The sequence below is a fragment of the Frankia sp. CpI1-P genome, from assembly GCF_001421075.1.
GTDB lineage: Bacteria > Actinomycetota > Actinomycetes > Frankiales > Frankiaceae > Frankia > Frankia torreyi.
This window is the reverse complement of sequence record NZ_LJJX01000047.1, coordinates 28621-48237: the sequence shown is the minus strand read 5'-3', so window position 1 is coordinate 48237 and position 19617 is coordinate 28621. Positions and strand designations below refer to the sequence as shown.

The 19617-nt window shown below is 72.0% G+C and carries 9 protein-coding genes and 22 pseudogenes; 9 read left to right on the top strand and 22 right to left on the bottom strand.

From position 1 onward, the window contains the following. From FF86_RS24390 to FF86_RS24380, 5 genes and pseudogenes are all read right to left on the bottom strand, one after another. Positions 1 to 283 (bottom strand): annotated as a pseudogene (locus FF86_RS24390) (transposase); the annotation flags it as partial. Between the two features lie 1043 nt (positions 284 to 1326). Beyond that, positions 1327 to 1785, bottom strand: a pseudogene (locus FF86_RS68155) (toll/interleukin-1 receptor domain-containing protein); the annotation flags it as partial. 1 nt (position 1786) lies between these two features. Further along, a partial coding sequence (locus FF86_RS68150; RefSeq protein ID WP_396230058.1) for a toll/interleukin-1 receptor domain-containing protein occupies positions 1787 to 1923 on the bottom strand: 137 nt, incomplete at its 3' end. A 261-nt stretch (positions 1924 to 2184) separates the two neighbouring features. Further along, a pseudogene (locus tag FF86_RS64360) lies at positions 2185 to 2283 on the bottom strand (sporulation protein); the annotation flags it as partial. A 1-nt stretch (position 2284) separates the two neighbouring features. Next, positions 2285 to 2964: sporulation protein (locus FF86_RS24380; RefSeq protein ID WP_313954374.1), on the bottom strand; the 680-nt coding region annotated here is incomplete at its 3' end. 282 nt (positions 2965 to 3246) lie between these two features. Here FF86_RS24380 and FF86_RS56890 point away from each other — a divergent pair. Next, a complete protein-coding gene (locus tag FF86_RS56890; protein ID WP_044887389.1) occupies positions 3247 to 3816 on the top strand; it encodes a hypothetical protein in 570 nt (189 codons plus the stop codon). Between the two features lie 95 nt (positions 3817 to 3911). Here the strand turns inward: FF86_RS56890 and FF86_RS56885 are convergent. The 4 genes and pseudogenes from FF86_RS56885 to FF86_RS63060 form a co-directional block, all read right to left on the bottom strand. After that, positions 3912 to 4279: pseudogene (locus FF86_RS56885) on the bottom strand (aldo/keto reductase); the annotation flags it as partial. A 1-nt stretch (position 4280) separates the two neighbouring features. Then, positions 4281 to 4408 (bottom strand): annotated as a pseudogene (locus tag FF86_RS56880) (aldo/keto reductase); the annotation flags it as partial. Position 4409: 1 nt separating this feature from the next. Continuing rightward, positions 4410 to 4803, bottom strand: a pseudogene (locus FF86_RS56875) (aldo/keto reductase); the annotation flags it as partial. A gap of 1 nt (position 4804) precedes the next feature. Further along, positions 4805 to 4901 (bottom strand): hypothetical protein (locus tag FF86_RS63060; protein WP_255355908.1); only part of this gene is annotated, 97 nt, incomplete at its 3' end. Between the two features lie 250 nt (positions 4902 to 5151). Between FF86_RS63060 and FF86_RS24365 the strand changes: the two genes are divergently transcribed. From FF86_RS24365 to FF86_RS56855, 8 genes and pseudogenes are all read left to right on the top strand, one after another. Further along, positions 5152 to 6738, top strand: a complete 1587-nt coding sequence (locus tag FF86_RS24365) for a TerD family protein (protein WP_044887387.1) — start codon at positions 5152 to 5154, stop codon at positions 6736 to 6738. A gap of 61 nt (positions 6739 to 6799) precedes the next feature. Then, a pseudogene (locus tag FF86_RS56870) lies at positions 6800 to 6948 on the top strand (AIM24 family protein); the annotation flags it as partial. A gap of 1 nt (position 6949) precedes the next feature. After that, a pseudogene (locus FF86_RS56865) lies at positions 6950 to 7003 on the top strand (hypothetical protein); the annotation flags it as partial. A gap of 1 nt (position 7004) precedes the next feature. Further along, a partial coding sequence (locus FF86_RS24360; RefSeq protein ID WP_242419441.1) for an AIM24 family protein occupies positions 7005 to 7477 on the top strand: 473 nt, incomplete at its 5' end. 113 nt (positions 7478 to 7590) lie between these two features. Beyond that, positions 7591 to 8482 (top strand): annotated as a pseudogene (locus FF86_RS24355) (AIM24 family protein); the annotation flags it as partial. 1 nt (position 8483) lies between these two features. Next, positions 8484 to 8685, top strand: a pseudogene (locus tag FF86_RS56860) (AIM24 family protein); the annotation flags it as partial. Positions 8686 to 9241: 556 nt separating this feature from the next. Continuing rightward, positions 9242 to 9424: a hypothetical protein gene (locus FF86_RS33660; RefSeq protein WP_128423376.1), complete on the top strand. Its 183-nt coding sequence runs from the start codon at positions 9242 to 9244 to the stop codon at positions 9422 to 9424. Positions 9425 to 9936: 512 nt separating this feature from the next. Further along, complete coding sequence (locus FF86_RS56855) at positions 9937 to 11355, top strand: aKG-HExxH-type peptide beta-hydroxylase (protein WP_313954375.1); 1419 nt, start codon at positions 9937 to 9939, stop codon at positions 11353 to 11355. Positions 11356 to 11399: 44 nt separating this feature from the next. Here the strand turns inward: FF86_RS56855 and FF86_RS56850 are convergent. From FF86_RS56850 to FF86_RS56820, 13 genes and pseudogenes are all read right to left on the bottom strand, one after another. Then, positions 11400 to 11983 (bottom strand): annotated as a pseudogene (locus FF86_RS56850) (tetratricopeptide repeat protein); the annotation flags it as partial. Position 11984: 1 nt separating this feature from the next. Then, a pseudogene (locus FF86_RS56845) lies at positions 11985 to 12538 on the bottom strand (tetratricopeptide repeat protein); the annotation flags it as partial. Between the two features lies 1 nt (position 12539). Continuing rightward, positions 12540 to 13249: pseudogene (locus tag FF86_RS56840) on the bottom strand (ATP-binding protein); the annotation flags it as partial. Position 13250: 1 nt separating this feature from the next. Beyond that, a pseudogene (locus FF86_RS56835) lies at positions 13251 to 13643 on the bottom strand (ATP-binding protein); the annotation flags it as partial. Position 13644: 1 nt separating this feature from the next. After that, a pseudogene (locus FF86_RS63805) lies at positions 13645 to 14324 on the bottom strand (ATP-binding protein); the annotation flags it as partial. A gap of 1 nt (position 14325) precedes the next feature. After that, positions 14326 to 14733 (bottom strand): annotated as a pseudogene (locus FF86_RS63800) (hypothetical protein); the annotation flags it as partial. A gap of 1 nt (position 14734) precedes the next feature. Continuing rightward, a pseudogene (locus FF86_RS63795) lies at positions 14735 to 15542 on the bottom strand (ATP-binding protein); the annotation flags it as partial. Positions 15543 to 16686: 1144 nt separating this feature from the next. Next, a pseudogene (locus FF86_RS68145) lies at positions 16687 to 17426 on the bottom strand (hypothetical protein); the annotation flags it as partial. A gap of 1 nt (position 17427) precedes the next feature. Beyond that, positions 17428 to 17715 (bottom strand): annotated as a pseudogene (locus tag FF86_RS68140) (hypothetical protein); the annotation flags it as partial. Between the two features lies 1 nt (position 17716). Next, a pseudogene (locus tag FF86_RS68135) lies at positions 17717 to 18447 on the bottom strand (hypothetical protein); the annotation flags it as partial. Between the two features lie 13 nt (positions 18448 to 18460). Next, positions 18461 to 19031: pseudogene (locus tag FF86_RS68130) on the bottom strand (effector-associated domain EAD1-containing protein); the annotation flags it as partial. Position 19032: 1 nt separating this feature from the next. After that, a partial coding sequence (locus FF86_RS68125) for a hypothetical protein (RefSeq protein ID WP_396230056.1) occupies positions 19033 to 19174 on the bottom strand: 142 nt, incomplete at its 3' end. A 117-nt stretch (positions 19175 to 19291) separates the two neighbouring features. Next, positions 19292 to 19617: pseudogene (locus FF86_RS56820) on the bottom strand (hypothetical protein); the annotation flags it as partial.

The window sequence follows — 19617 nt, the reverse complement described above, 5'->3', positions numbered from 1 at the left end:
CAGGATCGTGTCGTCGAGATTCCCGATCCGCCGGGCCCGTTTCGGCACGATCGTCGGCTCGAACGAACCATTCCGGTCACGTGGTACCTCGATGTCGACCGGACCGTTCCGCGTCGACACCGTCTTCGTGGACTTCCCGTTCCGGGAGTTTCCCGTGCCCTGACCGGCCGGATCGCCCACCTCATAGCCGAGATGCTCCGTCATCTCGACCTGCAGGACACGTTCGAGGACAGCCTTCGTCATCTGGTTCAACAGGCCATCGACGCCGTCGATCGGTGTTCCGNTCGCTTTCGCGTCCTTCAACAACGTGTCGATCGCCTCCGGNGCGAAAGCNTCGGNGATCCTCTTCGCCGCCGCTTCGTCTTTTGTCCGAAGCGTCGTGCTCTGTGTCATTCGGTGTCCCTTTCCAACCTACCCGATCAAGGTAGATCGATCCTGGTCCACCTCCGGCTTACACAGTNGTCATGACACGCCCGCGATCGCGGNGATGATGTCGTCCAGATCCTCCCCGGGATCCTCACCGCTGACTCGGGAACGCAGCGGTTCCGGCAGGATGGCCGAGGCCTCCTCGAACAACGTCAACGGGATCAGATCCGGGGCGAGGACCGAGACGATCTGCAACAACTGCACGGCGGCAGGTTCGGTCGCCTCCAGGCGTTCCAGGGACAGCGACCAGGCGGTGTGCAGATTCCCGCCGTAGGCCAGGTCCTCGCCTTTACGCAGCATCCGCTCCCGGCGGGACCGGAACTTGTTCAGATAGGTGGACAGCCCCATCTCCGTCCGCTCGATGTAGGCCGAGGCCTGTTCGAGGGCCAGTGGCAGGTCACCGAGTTCACGGGCCAGATCCGCGGCCGAACTCACGTCGCTGCCCGCGTTCCTGCTTCGCAGCAGGGTGATGGAGTCGGTTCGCGGCAGAACATCGACGTCGATTCTCGTCGCCATGTCCCCCCAGCTCGGGCTGCGGGAGGTGATCAGGATGTCACCGGCTCCCCCGGGCAGCCATGGGCGCAGGTCGCGGGGATTTTCGACGTTGTCGTAAACCAGCAACCAGCGGGGGCGGCGCGCCAGCATCGCGAGGACGGCCTGGGCATCCTTTGCGAGAATACCGCTCTCCGGAAGGTCGAGTCGGCTCGAGAGGGCGGCGATCTTCTCCGTGATCAGCGCCGACTGGGTGGCGTTGACCCACCAGACCAGGGTGTACTCGGATGCGTGGCGCCAGGNGTACTCGACTGCCACCTGGGTCTTGCCGACGCCGCCGAGGCCGCGCAGCACGGTGATGGCCGGGCTGCCGCCGGGGCCCGATCGGCCGACCGGCTGCCGAGACANCACCTCGATCCGGTGCAGGACCTCGACCCGGTCGGTGAAGGTGGGGAGTCTCGGCGGGACATTCCAGATCGGCGGTATCGAACCGGGAAACGGGATCTGCCGGGCACGGTCTGCCCGCCGCTGCGCGGATCCGGTGGACGTCGCTCCGGGCCAGGGAACCCGCTCGTCCAGATGCGGCGCCCGGACCGCGAGCCGATCGAGTAGGCGGGCGGCGGCCTCTTCCTCGCTCAATCCGGTCAGATCTATGTTCGACAACCGGGCAAGGAGTGGCGGCAATGCGGTGGGTGCGACGATCACCGGCACCAGCAGGCCGTCTCGTTCGTGCGCGAGTTGCAGCGCGGCCTCGCGTTCCTCCCGGCCGAAGGAGGTCCGATCGAGGTACGCGGGAGTTATCACGGCGATGATGCGGTCGGCTCTGGCCAGGGCCATGTCCATGCGCGCGAGAAAACTGGTGCCCGCNTGCCACGTCCACTCGTCGTACTCGACCTCGTACCCGGCACGGCGCAGGTGTTGCGCAATCCACCGCGCCCACGGCCGGTCCGGGCCCGCGACACTGATGAACACTCGCTGACGCGACCCGTCCGCAAACAATGTCATTTTTCCCCCGATGCCATGCTGTCACCTTCCCAGACCGGCTGGGGTCGGATCGACAGCACCCACGCCCGCTCTCGACTGCGGGCGATGGCGTGCTTCGGGGGCATCGCGGTCATTTACCGTGGCCCGTCCTGGCTTCCGGACAGCAGGGCATCTGAAGAGGCCGGTGCCGTCACGGCCCTTTCGGCCGAGGCGACAATCGACGGAGGTGACGGCGAGGCCGGCCCCACTACCGCGGGCACGGCCTCGTTCGGCCAGCGGGACTCAGAACCAGCCGCGGCGGCGGCCGAGGTGTTCGAGCTGCTGGTGAAGCAGGCCGGCGAGCGCGTGCCGGTCGGTGTCGTGGTGGGCGAGGCGGAAGCGNCTGAGCTCGTCGCGACCGGAGGACAGCAGCCCGCCGCGGCGGTCGGCCTCGAGCACGACGTCCATCCCGGCGCCGTCGACGAGGAAGGTCACCTCCAGCTCGGAGATCCGCCGGGCGTACTCGCCGGCAGGCTTGAGCTCGATCTCCTGGTAGAAGGGCAGATCAGAGCCGTGCAGCCGGCCCTTCTCGACGTCCGCGGACCGGAAGTGGAAACCCAGGTCGCCGAGCGCCGCCAGCACCGCCTCCTGCACCGGCAGGGGATGCACGCTCACCGGGTCCAGGTCGCCCGGGTCGACCGCGCCGGAGATCGCCAGCTTCGTCCGTACGCCGATCTTCATGCCGTGCAGGTGCCAGCCGCCGACGTCGGTGATCGGCGTCTGCCACGGCACGGGCAGCTCGAACCGGCCGCTGATCTGCTGGCCCGGGTTGATGGTGAAGCCCCCGCCGACCTGCTGGGTGCCGAAGGTGACCTGCTCGTACCAGGTCGAGTCGTCCCGCTCGACCTCGACCGTCGCCTCCAACGCGACGAGGACCTTCTCGACCTCCTGGTCGACCTTGCCGCCGGTGATCGTCGTCGTGCCGGTCACGACCTGACCCGGCAGCGTCTCCGGACGGTCCAGCACGGTCTCGACCTCGGCGGCCCCCACGCCGAGCCGCGACATGAACCGCTTCATCCCCATCGTGCGTTCGTCCCCATCGTGCGTCCGTCCCCTTCGTCGATGATCCCGGCGCCGTCGTCGGGCCGTGCCTGCCCGCCGCGGCGTGCTGGCGCGACCGCCGCCGCGTGCTGGTGCGACCGCCGGACACGCTCTCACATCTCTACGACAGCCCGATCGAGGGAAACAGTCGCAGGTCGGCAAGGTGACATCGGTCAGGACGCTCGGGACAGTCCGTGACGAANGTGGAGGACGCCGACGGGGTGGGGCATCCGCCGGCGGGGCGAACCGGTACCATTCCGCTTCGTGACCTGCATCGTCGGGGTTCAGCAGGACGGCCGGGTCGTGATCGGTGGGGACAGTGCCGGTGTAGCCGGCTGGTCCATCACCGTGCGCGCGGACACCAAGGTGTTCCGCAACGGTGAGTTCATCATGGGCTTCACCGACTCGTTCCGGATGGGCCAGCTGCTCCGCTACAGCCTCGTCCCGCCCGTGCCTCAGGACTGGGACCTTGACCGGTTCATGGCGACCGACTTCATCGCGGTCGTCCGCGACTGCCTGCGCGAGGGTGGGTTCGCGCGCAACGACTCCGGCAACGAGAGCGGCGGGCTGTTCCTCGTCGGGATCCGCGGGCACCTCTACCGCATCGACTCGGACTACCAGATCGGTCGCAGCGTCGACGACTACTACGCCGTCGGCAGCGGCGACGAGTACGCCTGCGGCTCCCTGCACAGCACCCGCGGCCTCGACGCGGAACAGCGTGTGCAGCTCGCGCTGGAGGCCGCCGCCCACCATTCGACGGGCGTCTGCCCGCCGTTCCACATCATCTCCTCCGACGACGTCTACGCCCCCGACGGCTCCGTCAACGCCGGCTAGGTCACGCCGGCCAGGCCAAAGCCGGCCAGGCCAACGCCGGTCAGGCCAACGCCGGTCAGGTCAATGCCGGCCAGGCCAACGCCGGGCGCGGTGGGTCAGGGGCGCAGGCGCTCGGCGGCCAGCGCGACGAACGCCGCCGGTCCCGTGACCGGAGTGAAGCGGTCGGCGGCGGCGCTGAGCGCGGCGTACTCGTCCGCGGCGAGGTCGAGGTCGGCGGCCGCGGCGTTGCTCTCCACCTGGGCGACGCCGGACGCCCCCGGGATCGCCACGACCTGCGGATGGCGGATCGCCCAGGCCAGCGCGATCTGGGCGGGGCTCGCCCCGTGCGCGGCGGCGACCTCGCGCAGCACGTCGAGCAGGGGCGTCGCTCGGGCGAGGTTCTCGGTTCCGAACAGCGTGTTGGCGGCCCGGACCCGGCCGCTCGGGCGGTTGGTCACGTCGTAGCGGCCCGACAGCAGCCCCTNAGCGAGCGGGCTCCAGGCGATGACGATCCGGGACTCGCGGGCGGCGAAGTCCAGCAGCGCGGCGCCGTGGCGCGGCCGGGCCAGGCTGTACTCCACCTGGTTGGACAGCACCGGCACGCCGAGGGCCGNGTCGGCCTCCTGCCAGCGGGCCAGCGAGTAGTTGCTGACCCCGACGTCCCCGACGAGGCCCACGGACCGCAGTGCGGCCATGCCCCGCATCGTCCAGCGGTCCCGGATCGCCGGGTTGGGCTGGTGCACCTGGTAGAGGTCGAGGTGGCGCACGCCGAGGCGATGCGCGCTGGCGACCGCGCGCTGCTCGACGACCGGGCCCACCGGCACGACCGGTAGGAGCTTGGTCGCCACGTACGCCCGGTCGAGCGCGCCGGGGACCGCGGCCAGCGCGGCGCCGAGGATGCGCTCGCTGCGTCCCAGGCCGTAGACCTCCGCCGAGTCGAACAGGGTGATCCCGAGCTCGAGCGCCCGGCGGACGATGAGCGCGGCGTCGGTGTCGGCGTAGCGGCTGNCGTAGCCCCACTGTCCGGACCCGAACTGCCAGGTGCCCAGGCCGATCTTCGAAATCCTCTTCGGACTGGTGGTGACGGAGCCCTCCACGTAGCGCATTCGCCCAGTGAACGCCCTCCTCCCCGCGGGACGCGAGAGGAGGTGTCACGCTGGTGACCTGCCACGGTGACGCGCGTGTGGTGTCCCCTGGGCGACAGCGCCCGCGCGCCCGGCGTGTTCGGCTGGGCAGGTGGGTAGCTGCTACCTTGCCCGCAGTCCGATTCGTGCGGATGCGGGCGCAGGTGGTGGGCCGGGCCGCCGGCCGCCCCGGCAGGCGCCGGGACGGCGGCAGGCGAGTGGAGGGAGCGCGTTGGTCACCCAGTTCAGCCGCGGGCAGAAGGCGCAGCTCTCGGCGGTCACCCAGAGCACCGATCTGTACGTCGGGATCCGGATCGACGCGCCGGGGGAGTGGGACGTCTCCTGCTTCGGCCTGGACGGCGACGACCGCCTCTCCGACGACCGGTACTTCGTCTTCTTCAACCAGCCCGCCTCGCCGGAGAAGTCCGTCGAGCTCCTCGGCCCGCAGTCCGGGGACAGCCAGGCGTTCCGGGTCAGCCTCGACCGGGTGCCCGCCTCGATCGGCCGGCTGTCGTTCTGCGCGGCGCTGGACGGCGCGGGCAGCGCCGCGGCGATCACGTCGGGCTACCTGCGCATCGTCGTCGGCGGCGCCGAGGTGCTGCGCTACTCCTTCACCGGCGCGGACTTCACCAGCGAACGCGCGGTGATGATCGGCGACATCTACCGCAAGGGCGTGTGGCGCGTCGCCGCGGTCGGCCAGGGCTTCCAGGGCGGCCTCGCCGAGCTCATCCGCTCCTACGGCGGCGAGGTCGCCGAGGAGGAGCCGCCCCCCGCCCCCGCCGCACCGGCGCCGCCGAGCTTCGCCGCCCCGCCGGCGGCCCCGCCCCGCCACGATCAGCGCAAGGCGCCCACCCCGCCGCCCGGCCCGCCGAGCCAGCCCGCGCCGGCCTACGGCGGCGGTCAGCCGGCTCCCGCCTACGGCGGCGGTCAGCCCGCCCCGGCCTATGGCGGTGGGCAGCCCGCCCCGGCGTACGGCGGCGGTCAGCCTCCCGCGCCAGGGTACGGCGGCCAGCCCGTGCCGGGTCAGCCGTTCCCGGCCGGCGGGCCGCCCCCCGGCGGCCCCGGGTTCGGCGGCGCGCCGGTGCCCGGCGGCATGCCCGGCGCCCAGCCGCCGGTGGGCGCCTTCGGTGGTCCCGAGCCGCTGCCGTCGCAGGTCCAGCCGACCCCGCCGGGGGCGATGAACAGCCTCGCCCCGTACCGGGAGGTGCCGACGGCCGGGCGCTGGACCCAGCAGAACGGCAAGCTGGTCAAGGTGACCCTCGGCCCGGACGCGCTGGCGCTGCGCGGGTCGATGGTCGCCTACCAGGGCAACGTCGAGTTCGACTACAAGGGCGGCGGGCTGCGCGGCCTCATCGAGGGCAAGCTGACCGGCCAGAGCCTCAAGCTCATGACCTGCAAGGGGTCAGGCGAGGTCTTCCTCGCCCAGGACGCCGCGGACCTGCACATCGTCGAGCTTGGCAGCTCGTCGCTGTGCATCAACGCGAAGAACCTGCTGGCGATGGACGCCACCGTCCGTACCGAGGTGCGCCGGATCGAAAGCGCCGGCATCCCCGGGGGCGGCCTGTTCCACTTCGAGGTCTCCGGGCCGGGCTCGGTGGTCGTCATGACCAAGGGGTCGCCGATGACCCTGCCCGTGCAGGGCCCGACGTTCGCGGACATGAACGCGCTGGTCGCGTGGACCACCGGCATGCGGGTCAGCGTTTCGACGCAGGTGCGGATCTCCCGGCAGATCTACGCGGGCAGCAGCGGGGAGGCCCTGGCCCTGCAGTTCATGGGCTTCGCCGGTCATTTCGTCGTCGTCCAGCCCTACGAGGTCTGAGCGTGGCGACGGTCGTGGGAGCGGGCCCGGCGGGTCGCCCGCCGGCGGGAGGGAGCGGGCCGTGCAGGGCAGCCTGATCGACCACTACGGGCCGACGCCCGTCTTCGAGCGGATGAGCAAGCACGGTTCCAAGATCGCCAAGGTGGTCATGAACCCCGGCCAGGACCTGTTCGCCCGGGTCGGTTCCATGATCGCTTATGAGGGGCTGATNGACTTCAACCCGCAGCCGCCGCAGCTCGGCCGGATCGCGTCGTCCTGGGCGACCNGCGAGGGCGTGCCCCTGATGACGGCGACCGGCCAGGGCCTGCTCTACCTCGCCGACTACGGCAAGGAGGTCATCGTCGCGCAGCTCGCCGGCGAGGGCCTCTCGGTCAACGGCAAGAACATCCTGGCCTTCGACGCCGCGCTGCAGTGGAACATCGAACGCGTCCGCGGCGTCACGATGCTGTCCGGGATGGGGATGTTCAACGTGGTGCTGCGCGGCCATGGCTGGGTCGCCCTGACCGCGAAGGGCAACCCGATCGTGCTCGACACCCGGGAGGCGCCGACGTTCGTCGACACCGACGCCCTCGTCGCCTACACCGACGGCCTGCGCGTCGAGCCCCGGCGCACGGCGCGTCTCGGCGGCCTGATCGGGCGCGGCTCCGGGGAGGCCTTCCAGCTCGGGTTCTCCGGGCAGGGCTTCGTCGTCGTCCAGCCGAGCGAGGACGAGCGGCCGACCATGTCGCTGCGGGGCTGACGCGACATGGGATCCGGTGACGGTATGCGGCTCCTGGACGGCGGGCGGTTCGTGGACGGGATGAACGGCGGCGGCACGCGCCGGGCGCGGCGGACGGCGGAGAGGACTGCGACATGACGCAGGGCGGGGCGTACGGCGGTCATCCGGGCGGTCCCGGCGGTGGCTATCCCGGCGGTCCGGGCGGCCCCGGCTACCCGCCTCCCGGCCCGGGCTATCCGGGTCCGGGTGGCGGCTACCCGCCGGGTCCCGGCGGTCCCGGTCAGGGCGGCTACCCGGGCGGTCCCGGCCAGGGATATCCCCCCGGTCAACCCGGCCCCGGCGGTTACCCGGGTGGTCCCGGTGCGCCCGGCGGCTATCCCGGCGGCCCCGGCGGTCAGGGCATGCCGCCTGGTGGTCCCGGTGGTCCGGGTGGTCCGGGTGGTCCGGGTGGTCCGGCCGGCGGGATCCGCAGCAGCCTGCTCGACAATCCCGAACGGCCCTCCGACGAGCCGTTCTCCCTGCAGAACAGCAAGATGCTGCGGGCGACGCTCGGCGCCCGCGGGATGCGTGAGTTCTACGCCCGCAAGGGCGCGATGGTCGCCTACCAGGGCGCCGCGAACTTCGACGCCCACTGGGAGGGCTGGGGAGGGCACTTCCGCAGCTTCTTCAGCGGCGGCGAGGGCCTGAACCTCATGCAGGTCTCCGGCTCCGGCTCGGTCTTCCTCGCCAACCAGGCGCAGGACATCCACATCCTCGACCTGGCCGGCGACGGGCTGACCGTCGACGGCAAGAACGTCCTCGCCTTCAACTCCGACCTGAACTGGGACCTGGTCCGGGTCGACAGCCAGGTCGGCATCGCCGGCGTCGGCTCCTACCAGGTGGAGCTGCGTGGCAACGGCAAGGTCGCGGTCTGCACGTCGGGCGCGCCGCTGGTCATGCACGTCACCCACCAGAACTACTACTTCGCCGACGCGGACGCCGTCGTCGGCTGGTCGACGAACCTGCAGGTGTCGATGCAGGCGGCGGNGACGTCCTCGGCGGTGTGGCGGCCGCGCGGCAACACCGGGGAGAGCTGGCAGATGCAGTTCAGCGGCGAGGGCTTCGTCATCGTGCAGCCCTGCGAGCTGCTGCCCCCGTACAACGCGCTGGCCGGCGCCGGCGCGGCCGGTCACTTCGGCCTCGGCCAGGGCGGCTTCGCCGGCAACCAGCTCGGCGGCCACCACGGCCAGNGCGGGGCGGGCGGGCCGGGCGGGCCGGGCGGTGGCTTCGGCGGCGGCGGTTTCGGTGGTTTCGGTGGCGGCGGCATGGGCGGACTGTTCGGCAACCGCTGACCCCCGCGACCGGCCGCGTCAATGCCCGACGCCGCCAATCCTGACGGCGAGCGAATATGGCGGGAGTGAGCACGCCGAACCAGGCGTGGAAAGATGCGGGTCTGATCCGGGCGTACGTTCACGGGAAACCACTGCCGCGGAGCGGAGCATTTCGACGGCCCTTCCCGGTAAGACCCGCGGATTCGAGTTCGGTAAGGCTCCGCCGCCCTTCGTTCCGTCGTCACGTTCGGTCGGTGGCAGCGCCAGGAGCGCGCTCGGTCGGGACGGCCCGAGTCCGCTGGCCCGGGTGCGACCCGTGGCCCGGATCCGCTGCGCCAGCGGCCATGACGGTGCCCTGTCGCCCGCGGATGTGCAACACTTCCTGTGCGACTTCCTTTTCTTTCCCGGGAGCGGAACCGCGGCCCGCGGCTCCGGCCGTTCCCGGGAAGGAATCGTCAGGAGGGAACGGGGCGCCATGGCTGACGCTGCAATCGAAGGAGAGCTCGCCGACGTGCGCGGGATCGGGCTCGACCGGCTCCGCGACAGCCCGGACGGCAGGCTCCGCGCGGGCGTACAAAGGCTGCTCCACACCATCGACGTGCCCGCGGGGCGGATTGAAAACGGTAGCGGCGGCGCTAATCCGCGTCGGCGCGTCTGATGCCGTCCACTCCGGCGGCCGCGACCGTGCCGGGCATCGGCATCCACCGGCTGGCGGCGCGTGATGTCGACGCCCTCGCCCTCGGCGTGATCGACGCCGAGGTCGTCGAGAGGCTCCTCGAGACCGAGATCAGCTTCCGTCGGCTCGCGCTGCGCGCGATTCTCGACGCCCTACGGGAGCAGCCGGCAGCGACGGACCCACTGGCGCCCGTGGACCAGGCGTGGGACCTCCTCGTCGAGGTGGAACAGCGCGATCCGGCGGCGGTCCGCGCGGTGATCGACCGGCCCTTCGCGGGGGCATGGGCCACTCGGCTGCTCCGCCGGTTACGTGGGCGACTCCACCACGACGTGCCCCTGTGGGTGGAGGTCGGTTACCTGCATGCCATGGCCGCCGCCGCCGCAGTCCGAGCCGGCGAACCGGTCGAGCTCGCGGTGCCGGCCCACCGTGGCGTCGTGNACCTGCCCTCGCTTGGCCACGCCCGCCTGCCGTTCTGGGAGATCTGGGAGACCGCGGTGGTGCGGGGCACCGGCGGCGACGCCGAGGTGATCGGATCCGCCGGCCGGGTCCGAGTGGACCGCGGTGACGGCGGCGGCGCGCCGACGCGCGACGTCACGGTCTGGCATCCCACCCGGGCGGCCCGAGCCGTCGGCGTCGTCATCGAGGACGCCGACCCCTACCGCCTGGTGGACCGGGTCGTCCCGCCGGTGCGGCTCGCCGACGCCGACGTCGCCCGCTGGGAGGGGCGCCTGGCCGGCGCGTGGCAGGTGCTGCGGGACGGGCACCCCCAGCTCGCGGCGGGAGTCGACGCGGCCGTCTCGGCCGTCGTCCCGCTGCCCGTGGCGCAGCGTTTCCGCTCGTTCAGCGCCACGTCGGGCGACGCGGTCGGCAGCGTCGAGCTCACCGAACCGCCGGACCCGGTCGACGGCGCCGCGACCCTGGCGCACGAGTTCCGGCACACCGTGCTCAGCGCGGTCCTGCACCTGTGCGACCTCATCGACCCGCAGGCCCCGCCCGTCCTGCGGTACGCGCCGTGGCGTGACGACCCGCGCCCACCGCACGGGGTGCTCCACGGCATCTACGCGTTCTTCGGCGTCACGGAGTTCTGGCGCCGGCAGCGCCGGCTGGCGGTCGGGGCGGACGCGATGCTGGCCCACTTCGAGTTCGCGCTGTGGCGCGGTGAGGTTCTCGACACGGCGACCGAGATGCTGCGCACCGGTCCGCTGACCGCGCTGGGCCGGCGGTTCGTCACCGGGATCCGCACGACCGTGCAGGGCTGGCTGCCGGAACCGGTCCCCGTCGAGACGCGGCGCCTGGCCGAGCTGGCGACGGCGGACAGCCGCGCACTGTGGCGCATCCACCACCTTGAACCGGACTCGGCCGCCGTCGAGCGTCTCGCCGCGGCCTGGGCGGCCGGCGCCGCCGCCCCGCCGGCCGCGGTCCCCGCCCGCCTCGTGCCCGATCCGGGGGCACGCGCCCTGGATACAAGGGCGTCCCTGGCCCGGCTGTGGCTGGCGGATCGGGACGCGTTCCGCCGGACCGAGCGGGCCGGGCCGGGCCGGGAGTACCGCGGTGCGAGCGCGGCGGACTGCGCCCTCGTGGCGGGCGACCGGGCCCGTGCCCGGCAGGGCTACGCGGCGGACGTGCAACGGGACGGCGACGACCGCCGCGCCCTCGTCGGGCTCGGACTCGCGATCGGCGACGGCGAGCCGGCGGGGTGGACCCTGCTGCGGCGACCCGAGCTGGTCCGCGCCGTGGCGGCCGCGGCGGTCGACCGGGGTGGCGAGGCGCCGGACCCGTCCGCACTCGCCGCCTGGCTGCTTCCCGCGTCCGTCCAGCCGGACGAGCCGGACGCTTCGGGCCAGCCGGACGTCTCGGGCCAGCGGCTCGCGCGGGACGACGCCGCGGCGGCCGCTCGCCTCATCCGGGAGTAGCGGGCAGACCGCGGGGCCTGGCGGGCCTGCTCACAGCGGGCCTGCTACATCGGCATGGGGTCGACGTCGCAGTCCAGACGGATCCCGGCGACGACCTGGCGGGTCGCCGGATGGTCGTGGCCCAGCACCCGGTCCAACCGGGTCAGCGTCGCGGCCTGCAGCTCCAGGGCCTCCTCCTTGCGCTCCAGGGCGCGCAGGTCCATCGCGAGGTTCGCGGCCACCGCCAACGTCGTCGGGTGCGCCTCGCCGAGCACCTCGGTCGAGGTCGCGAGCGTCACCTGGTCACGCGCGTGCGCCTCCTCGAACCGTCCGACCGCATACAGGTCGCTGGCGAGGTTCGCGGCGCAGGCGAGGGTCGAGGGATGCCGGTCGCCGAGCCGCTCGACGAAGGCCGCCAACGTCCGCTCGTCCCGGTCGAGCGCGACATCCGACTGGCCGGACAGCCGGTCGATGATCGCGAGATTGATCCAGGTCGCGAGGGTGTGCGGGTGCATCTCACCGATCTTCGTCGCGTACCGCTGCTGGGTCCGGACGCAGATCTTGCGGGCCTCGTGGAGCTGGCCGGCATGGCGCAGGTCGATGGACAGGCTCAGGGCGGCGGCCAGCGACGCGGGGTGTTCGCCACCGTNGCGGTGGAAGAACCGTTCCTCGACGTCGCGGGACAGCGCGAGCGCCTTGTCGTGGTCGCCGGCCTTGCGGTGCGCCACCGCCAGGTTCCGCCCGGCGTGCAGCCGGGCCGGATGGTTCTCCGAATCCTTGAACAGGTGCCGGTAGCGCGCGTCGATGTTCTCCTGGGTGGCCCGAGCGCCGAGGTAGTCGCCGAGTTCCCGGCGGTCGAGGGTCAGCCCGGTGAAGGTGTTCAGACTGCGGTCGTGGTTCTCGCCGTAGAGCTGGATCGAGCGTTGCCAGGTGTCCTCGGCCAGTTCGGCCGACTCGGCGAAGCGTCCCAGCAGCCGGAGGCTCACGGCGACGTTGTGGGCGGCGTCCAGGGTCTGCGGGTCGTCGGCGCCGAAGGCCTGGCGGGCCCGCCGGTAGGCGTCCTCGGCGACGTCGTAGGCGGCGGCGAAGTCGCCGCGCCAGCGCAGGTCGGCCGCGACATTGCCCATGAGCACGATGGTCAGCTCGCCGTCGGGCCCGTTGACCTGGGTCGACAGCTCGAAGGTTCGTCGGTTGACCTCGGCGGNCTCGGCGTAGCGGCCGATCACGACGAGGCCCCAGCCGGAGCGCAGCGCCATCTGCAGGGTGTAGGGGTCGTCCTCGCCGAAGCTCGCCTGCCACTCGGCGTGCACGCCGCGAGCGAGGTCGTTGCTCACCTGGTGGTCTCCCCAGGTCCACAGGTAGTCGACCTCGTTGAGCAGGAGCTGGCGGACGCGGGGGTCCGCGGAACGTTCGGCGAGCGAGGCGATCATGTGCGGGTACAGGTCGGCGTAGGTGGGCCACAGGCCCGGGTTGAACGGATCGTTGGGGTCGCTCGCGGCGAGCAGGACGTGGGCTCCGTGGCGCATCGTCCGCTGCTGGTCCGGGGTCATCCGGCCGATCAGGACGGCCTGGACCAGCCGGTGCATGACGATGGAGTTGTCCCGGTGGTTGATTCTGGCCAGGGCATACCGGTTGATGTCGCGGATTGCCTGGCCGAGTTTGACCGGGTCGCGCAGGGCCTCGTCGAGCGCTGGCGAGATCGTCTCGTTGTGGGCTCGGGAGAGGAGCTGGCGGGAGATCGGTTCCGGCGCGAAGAACGCGCATACCTGGAGGAGTTCGAGGGCGGCGGGATTGCTCTCCGCGAGCCGATCCAGCGACACGTTCCAGGCCGCCGTGACCGGGCGCGGGTAGTCCGCCGGCGCGGTGCTCAGCAGCTCGGTCAGTTTGTCCTCCAACAGCCGCAGGTATTCCTGAGNGGACATCCCGGTCTCCGCCCGCCAGGTCGCCGCCTGCTCGACCGCGAGCGGCAGGTCCCCGAGAGCAGATGCAACCTGGTCCGCGCCGTCGTCGTCCAGTGGACCACCTCGGCTGCGCAGCAGCGCGACGCTCTCCTCGCGCCGGAAGACAGCCACTTCGAGGGGATGGCTGACGTTCGCCCAGCCCGGATTGCGGGAGGTGACGAGAACCCGACCGGTCGGACTCGCCGGAAAGTACTCCCGCACCGCCTGCGGGTCGTCGGCATTGTCGAAAACCAGCAGCCAGCGCTCGTAGGGATGACCGATCCGCAGCGCTTCCACGACCTGGCGGACGGCGACGTTGGCCTCGGTGCCGACGTCCAGCCCGAGCCGGGCGCCCAACTCGATGAGAGCNCTGCTGATCTGGACCGTCCGTTCCGCGGGAATCCACCAGATGATGTCGAAGTCCGAAAGATGGCGATAAATGTATTCGGTCGCGAGCTGGGACTTTCCGACGCCGCCCATTCCGTGCAGCGTCTCGGGCAGGACCGAGGTCGTGCCTTCGAGGAGTCGGGCGTCCAGCATGGTGAGCAGGTCGACGCGCCCGGTGAAGTGCGGATTCCGCGGCGGCACATTTCCCCAGACACGAGGGAGCTGACCCGCGGCCAGCGCCGGTCGTAGGGCGGTGCCCACAGTCACGGTGGGTCCTCCTCGTGTGGTGTTCGCCTCGGCGCCGGCAGCTCCCATCGAGCCGTCACCCGCGCTGGACCTCGGCCGACTCGTTCCAGCGATACTACTCATCGTAAGGGAATCTTCGCTCTCAGTGTCAGGTGTCCGTGGTGGCCTTGGCTCTCCGGCCGGAGCTCCCGTGCTGCGCGGCGGCCGTGCGCTGGGGGTTCGGTCGAGGGGCGCGGCTGCGTCCCACACCGGCGCGGGCGTGTCCGCCTCGCCGGGTGGACGGACGGGCGGCTGGTCGGAGGGCGTGGCCATGGGCATGCCGAGTGGCTCCGTCCCCGCGTTGTCCGCGTCGGATCCGACCGCCCGGCGAATCCGCTCGACGTCGCTCCTGCTCACCTGCGCGCGAAGCTTCGAGCGNATTTCCGGAATGATATCGAATGTTGTCGACAACGAATCGATCACAAGTAAACCGAAGGCAAAAATCTCGGACAAATCCCGGCGGCTGGCGCCTGCGATGCCGGCGACCGTGCGCAGGCTTCGGCGGCTTAGGGGCTGGATCGCCAGGAGTCCCGCAAGCTTTCTTGATGTCGGCGTGGCAAGCGCGAAGAAATCCTCGAGTCGCTCGTCCGGCGGCGACGACTCGATCCCGTATTCAGGTGGAAAGCGGCGGTCGGACCCGGCGACGACGGCGACTGTCTCGAACCACGTCGGTTCCGCCGCAGCGACAAAGCGGGCCCAGTAGCCGATCCACTCCGCGTCCAGCTCCAGGACCGGGACGGCGCGCGCCGTCCGCGCGGATCCGGCGACGCTGCCCGCCGCAGCAGCCNTGTCGCCCTCGACGCCCTCGACGCCGTGGTCGGGATCGTCGCCGGCCTGGTCGAGCAGGCCGCCCTGGTAGGTCCAGGAGCGCACCCGTCCCGTCCCGAACCCGCTGCCGTGCAGCCGAACCCGCTCGGCGTCCAGGTCAGTGTGGTCCCAGGTGCGCGAGGCGAGGACGTCGATCACCGCGACCGGTCCAGCGTCGGCCCACTCGGCGAGCACCTGCGCCATGCGGCCGGAACGCCACGCCTCGCCCAGGCCGTCGGTGAGCAGCCAGATGACGCGCCGCCCGGTGCGCTCCGTCAGCTGGGACGGTGGCCGTGTGGTCGAGCTGGCAGGTCCGCCGCGCAGACGCAGGGCACCGTCGTGACGGTCGTCGGGAACGAGGTAAGCGACGATAACGTCACGGAACGCGAGCTGGCGCTCCAGGATCTGGATGATGCCGGGGAGGGCATCCCCCCAGGCCGCGAAGAACGTCGGATTCGCGTCGACGACGAGGGCGAGTTCCCACCGCGGCGGGGCCGATCCCTTGACCGTGACCTGCCCCATGCGGCTCTGCAGCAGGTCGCGTGCGGTCCGCTGCGTATCGAGCGGGCGGGACTGCGGAGCCGGGACCTGATCGACGAGCGGGTGCAGTGCCCGGGCGAGGGCTCGCTCGTCGCGAATCGCCGGCGCCAGGTCGATGTGGACGGGCCCGGGCAGGTAACGGACGCGGCTCGGCTTGTCGGGCTGATCGCCGGCGGTAAGTCCGTCGGTGCCGTCGTCGTCGGCGTGACCGTTGTCGGCGTGACCGTTGTCGGCGTGACGTCGGGTCACGGCAGGCCCGCCGAGGGATCGTCAGCCGCGCCGCCCCAGACGGCGTCGAGGGCGAGTCCCGTGCTGTCGTCGTCCAGGACGCCGGCCGCTGCCAGGTGGAGGGCGTCGAGGAGCTGGTCGATCGTCAGCTCGGCACCCGCGCTGCGGCGTTTGTCGAAGCGTGCGATCAGGGCGGCCACGCCGGGAACGGCCCCATACCGGGATTCCGCCACTGTCTGCAGCCTCGTGCGGGATGGCGCGGGCATCCGGAGGTGGACGCAGCGGCCGTGGAAGGTCGGCGAGAAATCCCGTTCGCCGCTGCTCGTGATCACGACGACCGGCGGTTCCGCGCACTGGATGATCCCAGCATCGAGGAGCGCGTGGGCGCCTGGATCGTCCACAGCCACGGGGAGCGGCCCGGTGGTGGGTGGCAGCCTGGCCAGCTCTGGCACGACGGCACGGCCCTCGTCGAGCACGTCGAGAACGTCGTCGGGCAGGTCGTAGCCGCTGCGGTCGAGTCGGTCGATGAGCAGCACCCGGGGGCGAGTGCGGCCAAGCAGCGCGGTGCCCAACGGGCCGAGCCTGACGTACCGGTGAACCGGGAGCGAGTCCNGCGGCCTGCGCTCGGCGTCGTGGCCGAGCAGGTCGGCGAGATGGCCCTTGACGGACCTGCGCGTGCCGGGGGGCGCGCCCGGCTCCACCACGGGCTGATCGGCCCGCAGCTGGATCGCGGCGCTCGCCAGGCCAAGCGCATCGAAGTCGTGGACGCCGTCGCGCAGCGTCGTATGACGGTTCACCGACCAGCGCAGGACCCGCCCCAGGCGCAGTTCCCGGGCGATCAGGTGGGCCAGCCCCGCCTGCCCGGAGCCTGGCGCAGCGGTGACGAGGATCGGTCGTCGCAGCAGCAGCGCGACGTTGACGGCCGAGACCTGGGCGGGCGTGAGCAGCATGGCCGACACCTCCCCGCGCAGACGCGAGATCTCCTCGTCGTCCTCTGGTGGCGGTGGACCGTCGACCACGGGGCCGGCGAACCGCCGCCAAGGAGGGGCCGGCGGCCACTGGAGGTCGGCGTCGGGGGGCTCGCCGGTGCCGTGGAACAGCCACCAGCGTCGGGCGCCCGGTCCCTCGGCGTCCGGCTCCAGCATGATTCTCCCGTCGTCGAAGCTCACGCGGGCCCCTCCGGTTGTGTCCCGGCCGAGGGCGTCGCCTGCCCGAGTTGCGTCGGGCGCCGCGGTAGCCGTGCCGATCCGGCGATCGCTCGCCAGGCGGCGCGGCGCGGGTCGTCCCACAGCAGAATCGCGGTGCGTCGCGCCGCCGCCTGCGCATCGCAGGCGGTCGGGCCGGGCGCGTGGCGGTCACCGCGTGGTTCCAGTCGGGTGAGGTTTTCCCGCCGGAACCGCTGGGGCAGGCGGAACGGATCGCCATGGGCGAGCAGCTCGAGCAGCGGCCTGTCGGTGTGGGGCCGGTCGGGGTCGTCGACCTGCCACGCCGCGACCGCGAGGCCCGCGCTCAGCGCCTCGGCGAGCTGCCGCTGCGCCGGCGAGCCCTGCGTCGGTGGCCCGCTGAGTGTCACCGCGGCGATCCGCTCGTCCTTGGCCAGCCCATGTCGCCCGACGCGCGCGGCGTCCGCCACCACCATCCCACTCGGGTCGGGGGCGGTGAGCGCGGCCCAGCGCTGCAGCCACAGGAAGCGCGAGCCACGTCGGTGCAGGCGTTCGAAGCTGCGCACGACGACTGGGTGGTCCTCGACCAGCAGGCGCGGCGTTCCGTGGATCTGCCGGCGCCAGCTGGTGACGGGCAGGTCCATGTAGGCGAACGGCAGGAAGATCTCCACGACCAGCTCGGCGGACTCACCCGTGGGTATCTCCGCGCCGAGGATCTCCTCCGCGTCTTCGACGACCGCGGNCGCGATCTGTTCGAACAGCTCCGGCCGGGCCGGCCGCGCCCCACCCTGGTGCGGCGTCGCTGCGTCGGCCCAGTGCAGCCACCACGACGCGAGATGATCCTCGGACCTGGGCCCGACTGGCTGGAACTGCAGCGAGACGATCCCCGTGCGCCGCCGCGGCACCGGGGCCGCGGCGAGCTGGGCCAGCTGCAGCTGGTGGGTCAGGTCGCGCCGGTGCGCCTCGCCGCGTAGCCACGCCTCGACCCGGACGAACGTGCCCGGGGCGAGCACGTCGGCGCACCGGATGAGNAACACCGCATGCTGCGGGAGTCGGGCGGGTTCTGGATGACGGTTCGCAACCCAGAGGAACAGCTGCCACGCCGTGGTGCAGTGGCGTGGTGGCTGGGCCGGGTGGCAGGCATGGCGGAAGGCATGGGCGACCCGCTGCGCCGGCAACGCGCTGAGCTCCCGCCGCAGGAGATCCCACAGCTCGCCGGCCCCCTCGGCGACCTCCGCCGCCCCCTGTTCGGCGAGAATGTGCGCCAGCCGGTGCGCGACGGCGGAGTCGGGCCGCAGGTCGGACACGGCGTCCACGAGGATCTCGGCTCCGTTGTCCAGCTCGACGCAGCTTTCGACGAAACGGAAGCACCAGTCCCGGGCGACATCGAACTGGGGGACGAACAGCCGCCTGCCGGCGCGCCGTTCGAAGCGCCTGACCAGCAGATCTCGGGTGGCGGGGCTGAGTAGATCGGCGGTGCTCTCCAGGCAGCCGACAATCTCCAGGACAAGGTCGGACTCCAGGACGGGGTCGGACTCCAGGACGGGGTCGGACCGCCATGCGTCGTGTCGTGGCGACGACGGATCGCGGTTGGTCACGATTCCCCCGACGGATCCCAACGCGCTTGACGGCCGGCGGGCTCTGTTACTCAGCACACCGAATCTGGTGTTTAGCGTAACCTGCCCGATGGCCGGCGCGGAGGAGGTCGTCGGACCCCGACTGGATGCCGTAGGTCCAGCCGACGGAGCGGGCGGAGTCGTCATGACCGGCCGCTGGCTATCGGGGCCGGCCCGCAGCGAAGACGTCGTTCGCGGGGAAGCGGAAGGCAGCCGCCGCGAGCACTCGCCGCCGGCCATCGCGAAGCAGCCCGTGGCCGAGAAGCGCCGACACTTCCGCCCAGAACGTCGCGGCGTCGATGTCCGACGGTGGGATCCGCTCCGCCGGCACCCCGGCGTCGACCAGGAACCGCCGTGCGCCCCCACCCTGGCCGAACGCCGAGGCGAGTTCCCGGATCTCGACCGGGCGCAGCGGCTGTGGTGGCCCGTCGACCTCCGCCGCCGCGCGTCCTGACGGCGGGTCCGCCGGTGGGGATGCCGTCACCCGCGGCATCGCGGCCCCGTGGTCCTCGGCCCACCTCTCGCCGACGCCCTCATCGGCGGCCGCGACAAGGCGGGCGACCACCGCGGCCACCCGCGAATCCGGTTGCAGATCGTTGACGGCCCGGCCCAGCGCGGCGAGCCCGCCGGACTCCTCGCCGAGCCGGTACACGAGGGCGGCGAACCACTGGTAGCGCACATCGTGCTCGACGAGATGCAGCCGGTGGCCCGGCCCGAGGTGGTGGGCGATGNGGTCCTGCAGCAGCCGCCGGGCCGACTCGCGACCGAAACCGGGCTCCCCGTCGAGAACGTCCACCAGGTCGGTGAGGACTGCGTCGTAGGCGGCCGCGTCGCCGCGCGATTCCGGCTGCACCTCGCTCCTTGCCAGGGGCATGCGGAAGCCTCCGCCCCGAACGGCGCCGGTCGCCGCGATCGGTCTCAATACCCTGAGTGTCCGCCTGGCGCCGAGATGACGCAATATGCGACAGGAAGAACCCGTCCACCGGGTCCGTCAGGGCGCGCGGTGTCGGGGCCGGGGCAGCGCACTGGGCCGCGACAGCAGGAACACCCCGCCCACGACCAGCACGGCGGAGACCGCGACGCCCGCGATGACCCCGGACCCCCTCGGAGCGGGGACCCCGAACACCAGGACGCCGAGCGCGTAGGCGGCGGTCGGGTTGGTGATGTTCATGGCGGTGACCGCCGCGGTCAGCGGACCGACCGCGTAGGCCATTTGACCTAGACACAGGCTCGTCAGTGTCACCCCGCAGAGGGCATAAGCGAACCAGTGCGTCACTGTCGTGTCGAACCCGTTGTCGAGGGTTTCGTCGGTCGCCT